Here is a 21,290-nt window from a genome sequence, read left to right on the forward strand (position 1 = left end):
TCAATTTATGCGTTTCTGTTTGGCCATCCATGTGTACAATGAATCGGTAGTGTATGCCCTGTCCCAAGCATTATGACCAACATCTTGGTATCTGGTGTATCTTACATCATAATTCATTTCTTTGAGCTTACTCACCATTTTATCCGATTCTTCCACATCAATGATTTCGTCTTTATCCCCATGAAAGACCCAAATGGGCATGTTCCTGTCAATCCAATGCGCATAAGGCACCGGCGCCATCCCACAGACTACGGCCATAGCGGCAAATTTATCTGGATACTGTGTGGCCATTTCCCAAGCCGCACTACCTCCCCGACTAAGGCCCGTTAAATAGATTCTCCTCTTGTCCACCCGATTTGCATCAATAACGGAATCCAATAATTGGTTAACCGCCTGTGTGTTCCACCACATTTTTTCATGAGGATTCTGCGGCGCCAAAATCAAAAACGGAAATTGCTTTCCTTCAATCAGCAATTTGGGTGGCCCATTTTTCTTTATATGCAGTAATTCCCTTCCGGACTCACCTCCTCCGTGAAGAAAAAGTAGCAATCCAAAATCTTTACTTGGTTCATCAAAATAATCCTCTGGATAGTATAAATAATACCGAAGGTTTTCTTTGGTAACCGTCTGAGCTTCATCTTCTACCAAATGGGATTGTGCAGAACAAGCCTGAAATAAGAAAACAGTGCCCAGTAGAAGTAAATGGGAAATCAGTTGGCGAATTAACATGCTGTAAGTTACAAAAGTTTGTCCGCGATTTCCATCCAATTATTGGCACGTTCAAAATCTGTGGTGTTGGTATTGTGGGGTGAGGTGAACATAATGCTTCTTCCATCAAAATAGGTAAGGTTTTTGCTGCGGTCATCAATAAGCACATCCCCTTTTAAGATGTTTTTATCGCCACACAAAATTCGCTTTTTCCACGTGATGAAGGGAAAGAATTCATCCAGCCAGTCTGACTTTTCTTTAAGTGAATTGGGAAATTCCATGGCCGCAGAAGCTATATAGACATCATGCTTTTTACTCAACTCACGAAGTACTTCTTGACTATCCGGAATTACCTTTAGGTTTCTAAAATATCCTATCCGCCAATTATGCCCTCTAACGGTATCTTGGTGCTCTTCGGGAACACATTGCCATGCTTCTTTACCATAGCAATCCTCCAAAGTCAAGTTTGCATTGAACTCTGCATTGTATAGTTCAAGATGGGCTCCATAAGCATCGGCCATCACCTCGTCCATATCCACAAAAATGGTCATGATTTAGATTTTAGCTTGAAGAAAAACAAAAAGGATTCTCTTCCAAAATGAAATCAAAAATATACTGTTTTTATAACACTCTTTTACATAATCCTCCATTTTAAAACTTATTGTTAATATTGTGTTTAATTAAGTGGAGCTTTTTTATGAAGTATTGGCATCAATTAGTGCTGATTGGCAGTATCTTTTTTCAAGGAGTTGTTGCGGTGGGGCAGGACAAATTTGAAAGGATTCCTGTAATAAGCGAAAATGAAGAGATTACTTATGGTGACATCGAAGGTCAAATAGGTCCTGGGGTTTCATTCTTTGATTATGACAACGATGGGTGGGATGATATAACCATACCGGCCTCGAACAATAGAGATTTTCAGTTTCTAAGAAACATAGGTGGTTCATTTCAACTGCAAAACCTACCCATTTCAAGTAATGGGGTACAATCAAGACAAGCTATCTGGGTTGATTTTGACAATGACGGCGACAACGATTTTTTTGCAACCAGCACTACAGGTCAATGTTGGTTTTATAGAAATGATGGGGGTGGAAATTTCACTGATATTTTAGCTCAGTCTAAATTGGCCATACCCTCTTTTGCTTACTGGGGGGCGTCATGGGGTGATTATGATAATGATGGTTATTTAGATCCTTTTTTGATGGTTAGAACCCCAGATGAAGATAACTACAATTTGCTTTATCACAACAATGGTGATGGTACTTTCACGGACGTCACTCAATCCGCCAACCTTGATTTAACACGTAAAGTCACCCAAAGTGTAGCCTTTTTAGACTATGACCGCGATGGTTTTCAAGATATTCTCTTAGCCAACGATAGGGGGTACATTCCAAACACCCTGTACCGTAACAGAGGTGATGGAACTTTTGATGATGTTAGTATCCTTTCAGGAATGGATATTCTCGTCGATGGGATGTCTACCACAATAGACGACTACGACAATGATGGTTTTTTGGATGCCTATATAACCAATATTTACCCTCCCTTCGCGGGGGACATTGTTGGAAATGCATTTATGCGGAACAACAGAAATGGAACATTCTCCAATATAGCTTTGGAAAATGGTAGCAGGTTTGATGGTTATGCTTGGGGAGCCGTGTTTTTGGACACGGAAAATGATACTGATTTAGATCTTTTTGTTAGCAGTCACCTAGATGGAAGCGATGGAAGACCGTCAATGGCCTATTTTGAAAATAATGGGGATGGAATGTATTCAATACCAAATAATACTGGATTTGAAGGAGATATGGCAAGCAGTTATGGCAATGCCATCGGTGATATCAACAATGATGGCCTACCCGATATTGTTGTGGTAAATACCTATGATGAGCCCATAGATGTATGGAAGAATACAACGAACACCACTAACAACTGGTTAAAAATCAAACTCCAAGGCACCGAAAGTAATCGAATGGGTATAGGCTCATACATTAAAGTTGGGGTTGACAGCCAAACCTATTATAGGTACACACTATGCGGGGAAGGATTTATTTCTCAAAACAGCAATAGTGAATTTATAGGTTTGGGACAAGCATCCTCGGTTGACTATATTGAAGTGACATGGCTCAGTGGTATAGTGGACCGTTTTGAAAACATCAGCGCCAACCAAACCATAACCTTGGTTGAGGGCACTAATCCCGTTGACAATGCCGGTGATACTAACGACAACGAGTTCAATCTAGAAAAACATTCCATTGCAAGGCTTTGGAATGAGGCTCTGTTGGAAGGAATACGTAACGATTTTGCAAGACCAACGGTGCATGGTCGAAACTTATTTCACAGCGCCATAGCCATGTATGATGCCTGGGCCGTGTTTCAGGAGGAAGCGGAAACTGTGTTCCTTGGCAAATCGTACAAAGGGTTTCGTTGCAAGTTTGAAGGCATTGAAACACCCGAAAATGTGGATAAGGCCATTGAAGAGGTAATGAGTTATGCCATGTATCGCCTGCTTCAACATCGTTTTGCCAATTCACCGGGAGTGACAGCAAACATTCAGATTACCAATCAGTTGTTCAGCAACTTACAATATGACCCTTATTTTATAGATACGGACTATACAAATGGTTCTTATGCCGCATTGGGCAACTATTTGGCAGAACAGATCGTCAATTTTGGAAATCAAGATGGGGCCAACGAAGCCAATGCCTACGCCAATGAGCATTATCAGCCTGTTAATGAACCTCTTGAACTGCAAAACTATGACCAACCTATTACCTTGAACAATCCCAACCGGTGGCAACCTTTACAGTTTGAAAGTTTTGTGGATCAAAGCGGCAACGTGATATCTGCGACCACGCCACCTTTTCTAGGACCGGAATGGGGAGAAGTCCTCCCGTTTGCACTCAAAGAATCTGATTTGTCCATACTAAACAACGGTTTTGACAGCTACATTTATCAGGACCCTGGGGCACCACCTTTAATTCAGGATGGAAATGGAATCGATGATCCTTACAAATGGCATTTCTCTTTGGTGGCTTCTTGGTCGTCCCATTTGGACCCCAATGACCCAACTCTTATTGATATCAGCCCTGGAGCTTTGGGTAATGTGGATATTTCTTTATACCCTACAACATTTGAAGAATATAAAAATTTCTATAATTATATGGACGGTGGTGATATTGGTACCGGTCACTCACTTAATCCATTCACCCAACAACCCTACGAGCCGCAATTGGTAAAACGTGCAGATTATGCCCGGGCCCTTGCAGAGTTCTGGGCGGATGGTCCCGATTCAGAAACACCTCCAGGGCATTGGTTCACTATACTAAATTATGTATCTGACCACCCCGAAGTCAACAAACAATTTGGAGGTGAAGGCCCTGTCTTAAGTGATCTGGAATGGGATGTTAAATCCTATTTGGCATTGGGAGGAGCCATGCATGATGCTGCCGTGAACACATGGGCCATAAAAGGGTATTATGACTTCATCCGACCTGTTTCAGCTATTCGATATATGGCTTACAACGGACAGAGCAGCGATCCTTCGTTGCCCAGTTACCATCCCCATGGAATACCCTTGGTGCCTGGCCGCATTGAACTGATTGAAGCAGGGGACCCCCTTGCAGGAGCTTCCGATGAAAATGTTGGAAAAATAAAAATCTATGCATGGCGAGGGCATGATGCTATAACCGATCCCACTATGGAATTTGCCGGTGTGGGTTGGATTTTGGGAACTCAATGGTGGCCGTACCAAAGACCTACCTTTGTCACCCCTCCTTTTGCAGGTTATGTTTCTGGGCATTCCACATTTTCAAGAGCTGCGGCCGAGGTATTGACCTTATTGACCGGGGATGAGTTTTTCCCAGGTGGAATGGGAACTTTTGATATTGAACAAAATAAGTTCTTGGTCTTTGAGCAAGGTCCCAGTGAAAGTTTTGTGCTTCAGTGGGCCACCTACCAAGATGCCTCAGAGCAAACCAGCCTTTCCCGAATTTGGGGTGGCATCCATCCTCCCGTAGATGATATCCCTGGTAGAATAATGGGCGATAAAATAGGCAAGGACGCCTTTGCGCTGGCTCAAGATTACTATTCTGGATTAGCTGAATTTTCAAGCGATAATTTTACCATTGAAATTACCAGTGAATCTTGTGTGGACCAAAACGATGGCCAAATATCAATTGTTGCCAAAGATTACTACAACTACGTCGCCAACCTCAATGGGCAGGATTACTTCTTCAATACAAATTACACTATTCCAAATTTAGCCCCGGGAGAATATTCCCTCTGTTTGGGGGTTACCAACAACCCCTCTGTTGAACAATGCTTCACTATTGTAATAAACGAGGTTAGCCCAACCATTGTAAGTACCACATTGGTCAGTGAAAGCAATAGCCTAATGGCATCCATTCAAGTTGAGGGTGGAACTCCCCCCTATAACCTTGAAATCAATGGCATTGTCCTTGACCAATTTTCTTCCAAAAATTACAGCGCTTCTGTAAAATCAGGTGATGTTCTTAAAATATCATCCCAAATCCCTTGCGAAGGAGTGTATTCAGAAGTCATTGGTTTAGATTCAAATTCTGTGGTCTTTACCAATCCAAATACCGATGAAGCTACTATCCAAACCAATGGAATTGTAGGGACGTTACCCGTTTTCATTTACGGTATGAACGGCCAGTTGATACAGTCCTCGGAGCAAACCGTTCAAAACAATCAAATACACCTTTCCATAAGTAATCTTAAACCTGGTGTTTATGTGGTTGTTCTCGAAAATGAGAATCCCGTTTCCTTTAAAATGGTCAAAAAATAGGCTTTGCGGTACCTTCTTAGAACTATTAATCTAATTCCTCACAACTAAAACCACTTTTTTGCAAAAGGGATGATATGGAAGGTGCACTCAGACTTTGGGTCTCGACCCGGAGGATATTATCACAATCCTCCAAGTCGAAATTCCAATAGTCGTTTTGGTTTACCAATCCGTTCAGCAAAGGTTTTAGTTTTTTCACTTCGCTTTTACCAGAAACAGATGTTTTAAATACCAATACGTTTTTCATTTCTAAAATCAATTTAGCTTCGCTCATAAAAAAGTGGTGGCTCTACACCCAGTGAACGCAAATACACATAACCTTGACCCCTGTGATGGATTTCATTATCCATAAAATAGAAAATCTGGGATTGAACAGGACCTTCATACTGTCCAAACAATTTTACATGCTTCTGAAACTGCTCTTCCGGAATCTTAGCCCATAAGGCATTGATTTGTTCCGTGGCCTCATCCCACCATTCCAAGATTTTGGCCTTACTATTGCCATGATTGAGGTCCTCATTAAATGTTGCGGGTTCTCCCGACACTATTTCCTGAAGGCCTGGAACAGCTATGGCCAGTAGTTCGCAAACCATTGCTGAAAATGGACGCATTCCGCCAATGGAGTGGGTAAAGAATTCTTTTTCTGGAAAGGCTTCGATTGCCCTTCGGGTCACCCTTCGGTGTCCTTGCCAGTGCTCCAAAAGTTGGGAAGGTGTAATGACTTGTGCTGATTCTTTTTGTTGTTCCACTGTGTTTTTCATGATACATTGTTTTTGGATTTTGTTTCTGAAACCAAAGGTAAATGGGGGGTGTGACAACGGCGTGTCAGTAGTAAAAAATGGAAGGTAAATTTTCTTTGTTGACAATACGTTGTCAGTGACCCATCCTAATTTTGGAATTTAACAACTGAAAGAATGAACCAAAAATGGCCTACCTACCTTGGATTGAAATCCTATCTTTGGGAAATAGGTCACTCAATTATGGGAATGGATACCGCTAAACGTTTTGATAGGATTGTGGCCATCTTAATCCAGCTGCAATCCAAACGCATTGTTAAGGCCCAAGAACTAGCCGACCGCTTTGATGTGAGCTTAAGAACCATCTATCGCGACATACGAACCTTGGAAGCATCAGGGGTTCCCATTGTTAGTGAAGCCGGGGTGGGCTATTCTATAATGGAGGGGTATCGCTTACCTCCGGTTATGTTCACCCGGGAAGAGGCTGGGAGCTTTGTGGCTGCTGAAAAACTGATGCAAAAATTCACCGATAAATCACTGGGAACGTATTATGAATCTGCCATGTTTAAACTGAAATCGGTGCTGCGCGGTAAAGAAAAAGCTTGGGTAGAAGCTTTGGAATCACAAGTATCCATTTTTCCGGGGCAAGAATTGTTCAATGCAACGATTCCCAATGCCCTTGAAATTCTTTTTGAAAGTATTGCCGAAAAAACACAGGTCTTTTTAAAATATGAATCACTTCGGGAGGATGCCCCTTCAGAAAGAAACATTGAACCCGTTGGGGTCTTCCATGAGAACAATTTTTGGTATATCCTTGGTTATTGCCACCTCAGAAAAGATTATCGACACTTTCGGACGGATAGGATATTGCAAATAAAACGCACCCCACATAGTTTTGCCCTGGAACACGGTACCATTGATGAGCATAGGAGCAAGAACGACGAAATCCAAAAAACAAAGGTCATCATTTTGGTAAACAAAACGGTGGCTAAATATATTCAGGGAAGCAAAAAACATTATGGCTTTGTATCTGAAAAACCAAAAGATGGAGAAGTGGAAATGACGTTTATGACCACAGATTTGGCAAATGGTTTTGCCCGTTGGTACCTTATGTTCGGGGATTATGCCAAAATTGTGGAACCCGAAGACCTCAAAAAACGAATTGCAGAACTCTTGCAAAAAAACCAAGATATGCTTTCAGCATAATTCTCTAAGTTGAAAACACTTTTTATCATTTTAATAGGGTAAAAAACCTCTCAGGAAATAGGGCGTAAGGTTTCAATTTAGGAAAATATCCTTTACCTTCACATACAGTCGTGCAGAGTCGTTTCGAGACTTTTTTCGTGCTTTAAACCAACCCTAAAATATGCTGCCTAAAGGTAATTTTCCTGAAAAAATATTTTTGAATGGTAAAGTGATTTCCGGTGTTGATGCCGCCATTTCCGTTTTTGACCGTGGTTTTCTCTTTGGAGATGGCATTTACGAGGTTATGGTTCAATTAGAGAATGGCCTTTTTTACGGTGATGCTCATTGGCAAAGGCTTCAGCAAAATCTGGAAAAAATTGGAATTGACTACAACGTTGCTGAAATGGAAGCATATCTGAATCCACTTTTAATGGCCAGCAACCTTTTAAACAAACCTTGTCTCATATACATACAGGTGACGCGAGGGGTGGCTCCGAGGAAGCACTCTTTTCCAAAAGATGTACGACCAACAACCATGATGTACGCCCTACCCTATTCGCTTCCCCATATCAACACAAAAAATGTGTACGCCATTCTACGTTCCGATAACAGATGGCTTAGGTGCGATATAAAATCAATCTCCCTTTTAGGGAATGTCATGGCCAATGAAAGAGCCATGGAGGAAAATGCGGAAGAAGCCGTTTTGGTCCGGGATGGGTTCATTACGGAAGGCTCACACACTAATATTTTCTTTGTAAAATCTGGAAAAGTCTACACCCATCCAGCCAATCAATTGATTTTGGATGGCATTACCCGAAAAATTGTACTGAAACTCTGTGAAGATTTGGACATTCCCGTAATGGAAAAAGCCATCGGTGTGGACCAAATTGATGGAATGGATGAAGCATTCCTCACTGGAACCACTACCCAAATTGCCTCCATCGCACAACTCGGGGACCATACCTATCATGCTCCTGATACCATCGGACCGGTTACAAAAAAATTACAGGAAGCATTTGCAGAGCTTAAAAAATTGGAACCCGAAAAATTAGTATTGTAATGCAACTAAATTTAAACACCGACTTACTGATCAAACTATTTTTGAGCTTTTCTTTCATAGTCATTTTTTCTTGTGGTGGCCCGGAATATGATATTCTTATCCTAGATGGAACGGTATATGACGGCTCCGGAAATGCACCGATTGAAACTGATATTGCCATAAAGGATTCCATGATTGTGGCGATAGGTGATTTGGATGAAGCTAAAGCCGCTCGAATACTTAAAGTCGACGGTCTTGCCGTTTCCCCAGGATTCATTGATATGCACACCCATTTAGAGCCTATCATGGAATTGCCATCATGCGAAAGTCATGTTCGGCAAGGTGTAACTACTGCTTTAGGTGGACCTGACGGAAGTTCGCCTTGGCCTCTAAAATCTTATTTGGACGGTCTTCAAGCAAAAGGAGTCGGAATGAATGTGGCCTATCTCATAGGTCACAACACCGTCCGGAAGAATGTTATGGGACTGGAAAATCGGGCACCAACCCAAGATGAGCTGCAATCCATGGAAGCTCAGATTGATAGCGCCATGAAAGAGGGAGCCTTTGGAATTTCAACCGGACTCAAGTATCTGCCAGGGGCGTTTTCTGAGGTAGACGAAGTCATTGCCCTGTCCAAAGTAGCGTCAAAACACGGTGGAATTTATACTTCGCATCTTAGGGAAGAGGGTTTAGGTTTGTTCGATGCGGTTCAAGAAGCCATACAAATTTCGGCCGAAGCAGAAATTCCGGTGGTATTGACCCACCATAAAGCCATTGGCAAACCCATGTGGGGGAAAAGTGTTCGCACATTGGCAATGGTCGATTCTGCTCGTGCTAAAGGTCTCGATATAAAAATGGACCAATATCCCTACGCAGCTAGCTATACTGGAATTTCCGTGCTCATTCCCAGTTGGTCCATGGCGGGCGGTCAAGAGGTCTTTGACGAAAGAGCCACTGACCCTGCTTTGAGGGACAGCATCAAAAACGGAATCGTTTTTAACATTTTGAATGATCGCGGTGGTTCCAATTTGGACCGAATTCAATTTGCCAAAGTGGAATGGCAACCCGAATTGGAGGGTAAAACCTTAAAATATTGGGCTGAACAGAAAGGTTTGGAACCTACCGTAGAAAATGGGGCTGATTTGGTCATTGAAGCACAATTAAATGGTGGTGCATCCTGCGTCTTCCATGCTATGGCCGAAGAAGACGTAACCCGAATCATGCAACATCCACAAACCATGATTGGCTCCGATGGCCGATTGGTAGAACCTGGTATGGGTCATCCCCATCCACGTTGGTATGGTACTTTTCCAAGGGTTTTAGGGCATTATGTAAGAGAAAGAAAGACTTTGGAATTGACAGAGGCCATTCGAAAAATGACCCTATTGCCCGCCCAAAGTCTGAACCTTACTGATAGAGGTTTAATCAAAGAAGGTATGCGAGCCGACATCACCATTTTCAACCCAGAAACGATAATAGACAAGGCCACTTTTGAAAAACCCCATCAATATCCCAAAGGAATTGATTTTGTGATTGTAAATGGTTTTTTTGCTGTGGATAATGGGGAATTTCACGACCTAAGGTCTGGAATGATATTACGAAAAAAATAGATGAAATGGATATGAAACAAATTGTTACAAGCCTGCTATTGGTATTTTTCCTAATCCCTTCGTTGAGTGTGGCTCAAGGAAATCAAGCTATTGAAAAGAAGTATACCAAAGAAATTGACAAATTGGCCAAGGCCAAGAAAGTTCAAGCCGCTTTTGACCACATTATCGAACAAGAGGACCAGACCATGAAGGATTTGATCACCTTAACCGAAGTATTGGCGCCACCCTTCGGAGAAGATAAAAGAGGGAAAGTCTTTGCTTCGATGCTAGTGGATGCTGGTGTCGATAGCATTTGGACCGATAAAGTAGGGAATGTCATTGCTTTGCGAAAAGGAACCTCAGGCACGCCGGGCTACGTTGGTGTTGATGCGCACATGGATGTAGTTTTCCCTGAAGGAACCGATGTAACCGTTAAAAAGGTGGGTGACACCTTAAAAGCCCCGGGCATAGGGGACGACACACGAGGACTGACCATGCTCCTCAGTATGCTCAAGGCCATGAACAAAGCAGATATTAAGACCGAAAAAGATGTACTTATCGTTGGAACGGTGGGCGAAGAAGGCCTTGGGGACCTTCGTGGTATGAAATATATGTTCAACGAATCTGGTCTCAAAATCGATTCTTGGATTGCGATTGATGGTGGTAGTATTGGAAGAATCAGCAATGCCGGTTTGGGTTCCAAACGTTATAAATTGGTTGTCAGTGGAAAAGGAGGGCATTCGTGGGGCGATTTTGAGTTGGCCAATCCCCATCACGCCCTAGGCAAAGCTATTGATGTGTTCTCAAAAGATGCTTGGGCCTTCACTGCGGGGGATATTTCCAAAACCAGCTTTAACGTGGGCAGAATTGGAGGCGGAACCTCGGTTAATTCCATTCCGTTTGAATCGTGGATGGAGGTTGATATGCGTGCCATCGACCCCAAAAATTTGGACAGGATTGAAGATATCTTCATAAAATCCGTGGAAAAAGCCATTTCAACGTATAATGCCAGTGGTGTAAAAGGAGAGGTAACCTATAAACTTATAAAAATTGGTGATCGCCCTTCCGAGGAGCTTCCCGCTTCCCTACCCCTGATTCAAAGAGCTATGGCCGCCACTCAATATTTTGGTGTGGAGCCCTCTTTGGGAAGAGGTTCTACCAATATCAATATCCCGGTTTCCAAAGGAATTCCATCGGTCTGTATTGGTCGCGGCGGACAAGGGGGAGGTGCACACTCCCTTCATGAATGGTATATGAATGACGAGACTGGCGCAGAATCCATTCAACTGGCCTTACTGATCACAGTGGCCCAAGCAGGACTTGAAAAATAGTATATGACAAAGACTTTCACCAACCTGCTCTTCTCAGTTGCACTTTTATGGGCGAGTCTCGCTTCAGCTCAGGTAGAAGCTAAAATTTCCCAAATCGATAGCTTGTTTTTGGATTGGGACCGTCCAAACCATCCTGGTGGTGCTGTGGCAATTATGCAAGGGGATGAAATCATCTTTTCCAAAGCGTATGGCTTGGCCAGCATGGAATATCTGATTCCCAACACCACAGAAACCCTATTTAATGTGGCTTCGGTGTCCAAACAATTTAGTGCTTTGGGAATTGTGCTGCTTCACCTGCAAGGAAAACTTTCTGTGGACGACACCATCGATACCTATATAGATGGTCTTCCAGAATTTGGGCATAAGATTACCATTCGGCAAATGTTGCACCATACCAGTGGGCTTCGCAGTCTCCATGCTTTGTTTGCCTTAGCTGGATGGCGAAATGATGATGCAAGGAGCAATGCTGATCTAAATCGGATTATTGCCATGCAAGATGACCTAAATTTTGAACCCGGCTCTGAATACATGTATTGCAATACAGGCTATATGTTTTTGGCAAACATTATTGAAAAAGTCACTGGCGAAAGCTTTGTAGAATACATGAAAAAGGAGGTTTTTGAGCCCCTTGGCATGAAAAACACCTATGTTGAACCCCATTATGATGCGATTGTTCCCAACAATGCCACTTCCTATTACACCAAAGAAAATGGGTTTACCCGTGCCGTGGAATATTGGGGGTATATAGGGTCTGGCAACATGCATACAACCACTGGCGACTTATTAAAATATTTGAAGAATTACTACGTCCCATTGCCCAATTGGGAAAAGGCCTTTGAAACCATGTTGACATTGGACCTTTTGAATGATGGAAGTTACAATCAGTATGCATTTGGCGTAAACATTGAAGCGATGTACGGCAAAAAAAAGATATCCCATGGTGGATCCATTGGTGGGTTCAGGTCCAATATTGCGGTTTACCCTGAAGCTAAGACCAGTATTGCCATTATCACCAATTTTTCATCTTCTGGTCCCTCGGATAAATCCAATCAGGTGGCCGGTATTTTGTTTGATGTAAAGCTTACCGGCAAACAGCTAAAAACCATCAAAGTCGAAAAAAGCACCATGGAATTGTATCAGGGAAGCTATTGGGACAACGAAACCTACGAAGAACTGGAACTTGGTATTCGTGGGGACACCCTGCTCGTTGGCAAATCAGAAACCCCTTTTTTGCCGGTTCAGGAAAATGAGTTTGAAGCCCTAAAACGAGATATCAGAATTCAGTTTAAGGGCGACCAGTTCACCTATATTCCCCATAGCGGTAAGCCCCAGACTTTTAAAAAATTTAAGGAAGAACCACTTACAGAAGAATCTATACATGAATATGTTGGTTCGTACTACAGTCCAGAAATCCATACCGCGTATTCCCTATTCATCAAAAAAGAAAAGTTATATGCGTTTCACATTAGGCACGGGGAATTGGCAGTAAAGCAAAAGTTCAAGGATCTACTTGTAGGTGATTATCCCCTGGAGGTTTTGAAATTTAAACGAGAGGATGGTAAAATCACAGGGATGTGGATTTCCAATGGAAGAGTACGCAATCTTTGGTTCAAAAAAACAAATTAATATGAAATCTATTTTACAACGCTCATCTTTACTTTTTACGCTATTGTTTCTCCTTTGTTTTATTGGGACGAAAGCACAGGTCTTTCCAGACCGGGTTTGGCATTGGGCTTCCGAAGCTGAGACCAAAGCATGGAACAACCCTAAGGCAGAAGCGTTTCATGAGTATTTGGTGGACAGTACAAAAATCACCGGGCTTATGATTATCCATAAAGGCAAAGTTGTTTTTGATTATGGTGACCTTGAAGAAATCAGTTACATTGCCTCTATCCGAAAAAGCGTGCTCTCGATGCTGTACGGCCAATATGTTGAAGATGGTACCATTCGTCTCAATAAAACCATAAAAGAACTGGGCATTGATGATGTTGAGGGGATTCTTCCCATTGAGCAGTCGGCTACCATCCAGGATATTATTTCTGCCAGGTCCGGGGTGTACCACCCAGAAGGGTATGGCGGAGGGATGCAGGAATATGCGCCAAAGCGTGGTTCCGTTCAACCGGGAAGCTATTGGTTGTACAGCAATTGGGATTTTAACGTCGCTGGATACATTTTTGAACAAGAAACCGGAAAAAACATTTATGACGAAGTAGAACGACAACTGGCCAATCCGTTGCATATGCAAGATTGGGACCGTTCGCTGCAGCACAAACAAGGCAACACCTCCATCTCTAAATACTTGGCGTACCCCATGTGGTTTTCAACACGTGATATGGCCCGTCTTGGTCTTTTAATGTTGAACAAAGGAAAGTGGAAAGATGTTCAAATTATTAGTGAAGCTTGGGTGGATGAGATGTTGAAATCCCGCACTTCCCATATCGAATTGAACAAAAATGTTCCTGTTTTTGAAGGTACAGGGGTCAATTATGGGTATGGTTATATGTGGTGGTTATGGCAAGATGTGAGCGACCCGCGTTTTGAAGGTGCTTATTCTGGAAAAGGTGCCATGGGTCAAAATATTACGGTGTATCCTGCCATTGAAACCGTTTTGGTATTTAAGACCAAGGCGGCCTATGGTCGCGTAAATCCTTCTGCTGTCCGCATAAAAGTGGCCCAAAAAGCGGCAGAAATCTTCACTATGGAAAACTAACCGTCTTTTGGGCCGCTCTTGAACTTATTTAATTGGCTGTGCTGTTAGGTAATCGTAGCTTTAATCTGTCGCCATTTCAATATTAAAACTGAACCTGAAATTAAGGCCACAGCCGTCAATATCAATGCTCCAGTCCACCTTCCATAAATCCAATATCCAGTGGCGAATAAAAGACTGTAAATCAACACGGTACCATATAGCATAGCCTGAATACCCTTAGGCACGCTCCATTTTTCGCCTGTATCCAGTTCAGTACCCTCTGCTTTGGCCTCTTGTACAACCTTTTTCCAACCGGGACCACCGGGATTTATCTTTTTATAAAAGCTGTTCAATACTTCAGTACTTTCTGGAGAAGTGCTGTAGGTCGCGATCAACCAAGCCGCTGTAGTCACGATTACCACGGTGGGATATTCCATCCAATCGGGTAAAAGTCCTGTCTCCGTAGCAAACAAATAATCTCCCAATGGAGTCAATTTGAACAGCAAGGATAGTATTCCAGATACGAACATCGCGTTAATCTCGCTCCACGCATTGATACGCCACCAAAACCATCTCAAGATAAAAATCAATCCGGTACCAGCTCCAAAAACCAATAACACCTCAAAAAGTTGAAGGGCATTTTGCAACAAAAGGGCCAAGAGTGCACTCAAGACCATCAGGCCAACCGTGGAAATCCGGCCTACGGCCACCAATCGTTTTTCAGATGCTTCTGGATTGATGCGTTGCTTGTAAAAATCATACACGATATAGGAGGAGCCCCAATTGAGCTGTGTTGATATTGTTGACATGTAGGCAGCCACCAAAGAGGCCAAAACCAATCCCAACAATCCAGCAGGTAGTTTGGTCAACATGGCGGAATACGCCAAATCATGCCCCAACTTATCATCCGCTACAATGGGAAAGGCTTGTTGCAGGCTCTCCAAATCGGGAAATACCACCAAAGATGCAAGTGCGACCAAAATCCAAGGCCATGGACGCAAGGCATAATGCATGATATTGAAAAAGAAAGTAGCGCCAATGGCGTGCTTTTCATTTTTGGCCGAAAGCATCCGCTGGGCAATATATCCACCGCCTCCAGGCTCCGAACCTGGATACCACGAACTCCACCACTGCACTGCCAATGGAATAATTAATAAGGTTATTAAAGTATGGGTATTGCTGGTATCGGGTAAGATATCCAGCTTATCCTTTACGTTTTCGTTGGATAGTAAAGCTTCCAATCCACCCACTTCTGGGATGTTCACCAAATAATAGGCTGCACCAATAGCGCCACCCATTGCCACGAAGAACAGGAGAAAATCGGTATAGACAACTCCTTTAAATCCTCCCACGGCACTGAAGATAACCGTAATGAGTCCGGCACTTACAACCGTTTGCCATGGTTCCAGCCCAAGCATGATACCACCTATTTTTATGGCAGCCAATGTCACCGCGGACATGGTAATGACATTGAAAATCACACCTAAATAAATGGCCCGAAAACCTCTAAGAAAACGAGCTGGTTTTCCGCCATATCGCAATTCATAAAATTCGAGATCCGTATTTACGTTGGATTTCCGCCAGAGGCGTGCATAAATAAAAACAGTAAGCAGACCTGTCAATAAAAAGGCCCACCAGACCCAGTTTCCGGAAACCCCACTGGTCCGGACAATATCGGTCACCAAATTGGGAGTATCGGTAGAAAACGTTGTGGCCACCATAGAGATTCCCAGCAACCACCAAGGCATGGATTTACCCGATAAGAAAAACTCGGAACTGTTCTTTCCTGAGCTTTTTGATACATAGATGCCAATGCCCAAGGTTATGGCAAAAAAGCCGAAGATGATGAGTATATCCCATGTATTCAATGATATCATACTATACTGCTTTATTTATTGGATTAGGTTAGAAAAGTAAAGTACAACAAAAATGACATATCAAAATAGAAATGATAGCCAAGATTTGTACCCGTAAAAAAGTAAAGGAAGAGCAACTCTTCCTTTACCTTACTTAACTCAAAATTAAACTAACTCAAATTATGAAGTAATCACTTGGATTGTTTTCATAAATCTTTGGCCTATTGCGCAAACCAAAGAGTAGTTCCTTGCATATCTGCTCCTTGTACGGGTTCAACCGCTGAGAAGTTGGGATTGTCCTGAGCTCCGGAACCATAACGTAAACGTTGTGGGTAAGCTCCGTTCAAGGTACCCAAAGCAAAGATGGTCTGATTTGACACCCCTGCGGCTAATTCCGCTGGATACCCTGTATCGCGAACCACGGCCCAAGCTTCAAATCCATCTGTATAGCTCATCAACCATCTTTGGTGGGCTATCTTTTCAAGTTTTTCATCCAAGGTTCCTACGGTAATATCTGCAGCGGCTTCATTAGCGATGTACGTATCGGCATCACCATCAGGAACATCCCAAAGCCTCATAGCCTCTTTAATACCCAAGGCAAACAACTCTTGTGCATCGCCAGTGGCTCCTTGCAATCCTTTTAAGACAGCTTCAGCTTGTAAAAAATACGCTTCAGCACTGGTCAAAATAATTTCTGGATAAGCATCCACTTGGGCACCCTTAGCTTGAATTACTTGCTCACTTGGTGTGCTAAAAAGATCATAACGAACATAAGGGTACGTGTCACCATTTATCCTAGAGGGTTGTCCTACGTATTGCCCTGCAGGCATTTCAATTATGGTTTCATCACCCACAGTAGAAAGCGTGTACTCTGCCCCTGCTCCATCAAGGGCTGAGATGATAAAGTCTAGTCTTTCTTGATAATTAGGGTCTGGTGTGTCAGGATTATTGGAAAAAGTAAAAGTTCCTCCTTTAGCTGGTTTCACATATGCATCCAATCTAGGATCATTGTTATCCTGCAACAGATTGACCAAAGTACTACTTACGGTCCAATCTGAGCCTGTTCCAAAGTTATACCAAACATCACCATAGGCGGCAGCGGCCCACTGGCTTATCACAAAATCCTTGTTCATGACCACACTTCCAGTGGTTTCGTCCAATAAGGGAGCAGCCAATGCCTCACTAATTGCAGTTGCAGCAAAATCATCCCCTGGTGCACCCAAGGCTCTCATTCCGATTCGCAATTTTAGGGTGTTGGCCAAACGCTTCCATTTTTGTAGGTCTCCGCCACAATACACATCGTTCTCACCGGCATCATCCACACCTACACCGGTTCTTTCGGTGGAACCAATAATTGCCATGGCTTCCTCCAACTCGGCGATCACTCCTTTATAAACTTCTTGTTGGGTGTCATATTTTGGGGTCAGAATACCGTCAACACCTGCTTCGCTGTAAGGTACCATACCAAAGGTTTCCGTATACATTTGATAATACAGACCTTTAATTATAAGTGCCATGGCATACATGTACTCATTCTCAAGTTCTCCACCTTCTTTTACAAAGTCTGTGAATCCCTTGATATTACCCAAATATCCGGCAAGCCATCCGTAAGCGGCATCTGTATATCCGGCATTATAGTTATATCCCAAATCATCGGCCCACCAGCAACCACTGAATCCGAAAGTGAAGTGGCCTGCAAATCTATCAGCATGGATTAAATGTGCCCTCCAATATGGGAAACGGTCCGGGGAGTACAATTTGTACTGTGTGTCCGTCAAAAAGAATTTAGCACTTACCTCAGAGGGAAGGAATCCATTTTGATCGGTATTGATCTCATCAAAATTCTTTGTACAGGAAAGTATTGTGACCATACATAGAAGGCCAAATACTAAAAATTTAATTTTTTTCATCGTAGCAAGTTTTTAAAAGTTTACGTTTAGAGTAAGTCCAAAACTTCGTGTAGTAGGCAAGGCATAAAAAAGTACCCCTTGACTAAAGTTTGACGTGGAGTAACTTGACTCTGGGTCAAAATTATCGACCTTCTTATATAAAAATAACAAGTTTCTTCCAACTGCACTCAATGAAGCTCCCGTTAGGAATGTTTTATCCAGGAGTTTCTTAGGGAAATTATAGGTAAGGCTAACCTCTCTCAACCTAAAGTTGGTTTGATCGTACACATATTCAGACCCAATACCACTTACTGACCCCCAATAATCCTGAGCACTTATTGTAGTGGTATTCGGAGAGAAAGTTCCATCACCATTATCCACAACACCATCAACCAAAACCCCACCTTCGCGGAACTCCAAAGATCTTGTTGAAACCCCTTGGGCATCCAAACCGGCATCGGTACCTGAATAGACTTCTCCACCAATTCTAAAATCAATAAGAGTATTCAGGGTAAGGTTCTTATAACGGAAAGTATTGGTAAAACCACCCACGGCATCAGGTTGGTAATTTCCAACCTTGACACGTTCTGAAGTGGCTTGCGGCCTACCTTCTGCGGTTACTACAATTTCCCCGGCATCATTTCGCAGCCAAGTAGTAGCCTCAATATCCCCGAATCCTTCGCCTACTCTAGCCACTGTGGAAACAGTTCCTGAGTTACTGCTACTAAATTCGAAGAAGTCCTGACCATCAATCAAGCTTTCCAGCTTGTTCTTGTTTCTGGAAACATTGGCAGAGACATCCCATGAGAAGTTTTGGGTTTGAATAGGTCTACCTCCGACCAATATTTCAAAACCTTGGTTGGTGATCTCCCCTACGTTGGTCCTGAAATTATCAAAACCTGCACCTGGATCTAATGGCACATCAAAAATCAAATCCTTTGAGCTAATATCATAATAAGAGATATCAGTAAAGAATCTATTGTTGAATGCTCTTAGCTCTAAACCAAATTCTGTTGACTTAACATCCTCTGGACGCAAGCTTTGGCTAAAAAGAGTTCTTTCTCGGCTTACGGTTACATTATCCAAAAAGCCATTGGCTGCAATTCTGAATAGATTCACCAATTGCTGTGGGTCCGTATCGTTACCAACACTGGCAACACTACCTCTCAATTTAAACAAATCAATTTTGTTTCCTAGATCAAATGCTTCGTTCAACAAAACACTCAAACTTGCAGAGCTGTAGAAATAGGACCGATTCTCTGCGGCTAGAGCAGATGACCAATCGTTTCTTCCTGTAAAGTCCAGGTAGATCATATTATCATAAGCCAATGAGACGGCTCCATACAAGGAGTTCACATTTTTCTTTATCAATGCGCTCTGCTCGGCAAACAATTCTTCGGTATTGTCCAAGAAAGGTCTTCCTGGAATTTTTATGTTTTCACCTCGTGTGCTGGAGCTAATGGTAGAAAAACGCAATGCATTTCCACCTACGTTTGCGTTAAGATTGAACTTATCACTAAGGTCCTTATTGAACATCAAAAGAAAATCGTAGTTGGTTTCCGTTCTCTTGTTCTGACCATAGTTCACCCTACCTGAAGGGAAAAAGTGATGTCCAGTTCTTGTGATTGCCTCCGTGTCCTGGGTAATGGCATCAGTACCAACGCGCACAAAAGCGGAAAGATAATCCGTGAACTCATATTGTAGTTTCGCGAAACCAGACACTCTGGTCCTTCTGTCCATATTGGAATCATTGTTCAAAATCCAGTATGGGTTACCTCCTGCAGATGATGGTGCAATTACACGATACGGGTTGGCCGGATCAATTGGATTTTCAATATCTTGAAAAACCATAAGATCCTCAATACTTACATTTCTTTCTAAAGGCCATAGATAGGCCATTACACCTTCGGTACCTTGTGTTGGTCTGTTTTTAGCCTTTTGAAGGAAATAGGTAACCCTGGTATCCAAACTTAATTTATCTGAAAGCTTTGAAAAAGCGCGAAGGTTAAAGTTATCCCTATCCACACTTGAATTGGGCAAAATAGCATCCAAATCAGAGTTGGTATAGGAAAACCGTACGGAAGCGTTATCATTACCTGAACTCAAGGCCAGTGTATTGATAAAGCTTGTACCTGTTTCAAAGAAATCCTTCACGTTATCAGGCTGGGCAACATAAGCCCTTTGTTGTCCATTGAACTCCAATTGTTGGGTTCCATCAAAGCGGGGACCCCATGAGTTGGTACTTGTTACTGTATTTACTTGGGTAACCAAAGGATCATTGGCATTTACCTGTGGAAAAATTCCATCAGTACCTCTACCATATTCATTTTGGTATTCTGGCAAAACAAAAGGATTCTCGAATGTAGCACTAGAAGTAAAGGAAATACCCAATCCTTTCTTCATGGATCCTCTCTTTGTGGTGATAATCACAACACCATTACTAGCTCTTGAACCGTACAATGCCGCTGCGTTTGGACCTTTCAACACAGAAATGGACTCAATATCATCAGGGTTTATATCCGAGATACCAGTACCTAAATCGGGAATACTGAATTCCCCTGCACCTTCAGGAGCACTTAGGGCACTGTTATCAATTGGCACCCCATCCACAACATATAAAGGTTGGTTGTTTCCACTAATGGAATTGTTACCCCTAATAACCACACGGGTACCACCAGCAGGACCTGAAGTGGTTCTGGAAACCACTACCCCAGCCACTTTACCGGCAAGGGAGTTTACCACGTTGGGCTCCTTTACCAAGGAAACCTCATCTCCTTGCACCTCGGTTACGGCGTAACCTAGTGATTTTTTCTCTCGACTGATACCCAAGGCGGTTACCACCACCTCATCAAGAAGCTCAGTATCTTCTTGTAAGGTCAGATCAATCGTTGTTCTTCCCGAAACCTGGATCTCTAAGGTTTGGTAGCCTAAATAGGAAAATACCAAAGTGGCATTGCTGTCGGATACAGTAATACCATAATTTCCATCGAAATCGGATGTAACCCCGTTGCTGGTTCCTTTTTCAACAATGTTGACCCCAGGTAACGGCACACCAGCTTCGTCAGAAACCGTTCCGGTAATTGTTTGCGCCATAGCTCCATGGATAGATACCAAAGCAACAAAAACAAATACATACTTAAGTTTTTGAATCATGTTAGTTTATTTGACAGTTAGTAATTAAGAAATACGTTAATTTAAAGTTAACATATGTAGTGAAAATCCTTATTTGTTAGGCATTGTAGAAAAAATTTCGACCAACAACAATGGTGAAAAGCCGAAGGGAGGTTTTGTTTATGAATAACTCCTAAAGTAGCCGTGCAAAAAGTGAGATACATAAAATAGGTTTGTTTTTTTTATTGGATTTTAACCAGACTCCAAGTTTCACCAAAAAAAATGCAATAAGGAGTGATTTGTGAAAGAAAACAAAGCAACCAGAATGGCGGTAAGATGAACAGTTTAA

The 21,290-nt window shown here is 42.5% G+C and carries 14 protein-coding genes; 7 read left to right on the top strand and 7 right to left on the bottom strand.

The window, feature by feature from the left end; genetic code table 11:
* Entirely contained in the window at positions 1–729 is a 729-nt protein-coding gene (locus tag ACFOWS_RS10410; RefSeq protein WP_379764222.1) for a carboxylesterase family protein, read from the bottom strand.
* An 8-nt stretch (positions 730–737) separates the two neighbouring features.
* Positions 738–1,259, bottom strand: coding sequence for a 5' nucleotidase, NT5C type (locus ACFOWS_RS10415; protein ID WP_366588478.1), 522 nt, complete (start codon positions 1,257–1,259; stop codon positions 738–740).
* Between the two features lie 146 nt (positions 1,260–1,405).
* Between ACFOWS_RS10415 and ACFOWS_RS10420 the strand changes: the two genes are divergently transcribed.
* Positions 1,406–5,518, top strand: coding sequence for an FG-GAP-like repeat-containing protein (locus ACFOWS_RS10420; protein ID WP_379764224.1), 4,113 nt, complete (start codon positions 1,406–1,408; stop codon positions 5,516–5,518).
* 25 nt (positions 5,519–5,543) lie between these two features.
* On the opposite strand, the gene ACFOWS_RS10425 is transcribed toward ACFOWS_RS10420, so the two are convergent.
* Positions 5,544–5,762 carry a hypothetical protein gene (locus tag ACFOWS_RS10425; RefSeq protein ID WP_379764226.1) on the bottom strand — a complete coding sequence of 73 codons (219 nt, stop codon included), beginning with the start codon at positions 5,760–5,762 and terminating at the stop codon, positions 5,544–5,546.
* A gap of 13 nt (positions 5,763–5,775) precedes the next feature.
* Complete coding sequence (locus ACFOWS_RS10430) at positions 5,776–6,276, bottom strand: DinB family protein (RefSeq protein WP_379764228.1); 501 nt, start codon at positions 6,274–6,276, stop codon at positions 5,776–5,778.
* A gap of 219 nt (positions 6,277–6,495) precedes the next feature.
* Between ACFOWS_RS10430 and ACFOWS_RS10435 the strand changes: the two genes are divergently transcribed.
* The 6 genes from ACFOWS_RS10435 (at position 6,496) to ACFOWS_RS10460 (ending at position 14,106) form a co-directional block, all read left to right on the top strand.
* Complete coding sequence (locus ACFOWS_RS10435; protein ID WP_379764518.1) at positions 6,496–7,458, top strand: helix-turn-helix transcriptional regulator; 963 nt, start codon at positions 6,496–6,498, stop codon at positions 7,456–7,458.
* A 160-nt stretch (positions 7,459–7,618) separates the two neighbouring features.
* A complete protein-coding gene (locus ACFOWS_RS10440) occupies positions 7,619–8,497 on the top strand; it encodes an aminotransferase class IV (RefSeq protein ID WP_379764230.1) in 879 nt (292 codons plus the stop codon).
* The gene (locus ACFOWS_RS10445) at positions 8,497–10,086 is read left to right on the top strand and encodes an N-acyl-D-amino-acid deacylase family protein (protein WP_379764232.1); all 1,590 of its coding nucleotides are present in this window, start codon (positions 8,497–8,499) and stop codon (positions 10,084–10,086) included. Before ACFOWS_RS10440 ends, ACFOWS_RS10445 begins: the two co-directional genes overlap by 1 nt.
* Positions 10,087–10,091: 5 nt before the next feature.
* Positions 10,092–11,396 carry a M20/M25/M40 family metallo-hydrolase gene (locus tag ACFOWS_RS10450; protein WP_379764234.1) on the top strand — a complete coding sequence of 435 codons (1,305 nt, stop codon included), beginning with the start codon at positions 10,092–10,094 and terminating at the stop codon, positions 11,394–11,396.
* A 3-nt stretch (positions 11,397–11,399) separates the two neighbouring features.
* A complete protein-coding gene (locus ACFOWS_RS10455) occupies positions 11,400–13,022 on the top strand; it encodes a serine hydrolase domain-containing protein (RefSeq protein ID WP_379764236.1) in 1,623 nt (540 codons plus the stop codon).
* A 1-nt stretch (position 13,023) separates the two neighbouring features.
* The gene (locus tag ACFOWS_RS10460; RefSeq protein WP_379764238.1) at positions 13,024–14,106 is read left to right on the top strand and encodes a serine hydrolase domain-containing protein; all 1,083 of its coding nucleotides are present in this window, start codon (positions 13,024–13,026) and stop codon (positions 14,104–14,106) included.
* A gap of 44 nt (positions 14,107–14,150) precedes the next feature.
* On the opposite strand, the gene ACFOWS_RS10465 is transcribed toward ACFOWS_RS10460, so the two are convergent.
* The 3 genes from ACFOWS_RS10465 to ACFOWS_RS10475 form a co-directional block, all read right to left on the bottom strand.
* Complete coding sequence (locus tag ACFOWS_RS10465) at positions 14,151–15,962, bottom strand: sodium:solute symporter family protein (RefSeq protein ID WP_379764240.1); 1,812 nt, start codon at positions 15,960–15,962, stop codon at positions 14,151–14,153.
* Positions 15,963–16,162: 200 nt separating this feature from the next.
* Positions 16,163–17,851 carry a SusD/RagB family nutrient-binding outer membrane lipoprotein gene (locus ACFOWS_RS10470; protein WP_379764242.1) on the bottom strand — a complete coding sequence of 563 codons (1,689 nt, stop codon included), beginning with the start codon at positions 17,849–17,851 and terminating at the stop codon, positions 16,163–16,165.
* Between the two features lie 12 nt (positions 17,852–17,863).
* The gene (locus ACFOWS_RS10475) at positions 17,864–20,983 is read right to left on the bottom strand and encodes a SusC/RagA family TonB-linked outer membrane protein (RefSeq protein WP_366588453.1); all 3,120 of its coding nucleotides are present in this window, start codon (positions 20,981–20,983) and stop codon (positions 17,864–17,866) included.
* Between the last annotated feature and the right edge of the window lie 307 nt (positions 20,984–21,290).

The organism is Flagellimonas marina (assembly GCF_042651185.1).
Lineage (GTDB): Bacteria > Bacteroidota > Bacteroidia > Flavobacteriales > Flavobacteriaceae > Flagellimonas > Flagellimonas marina.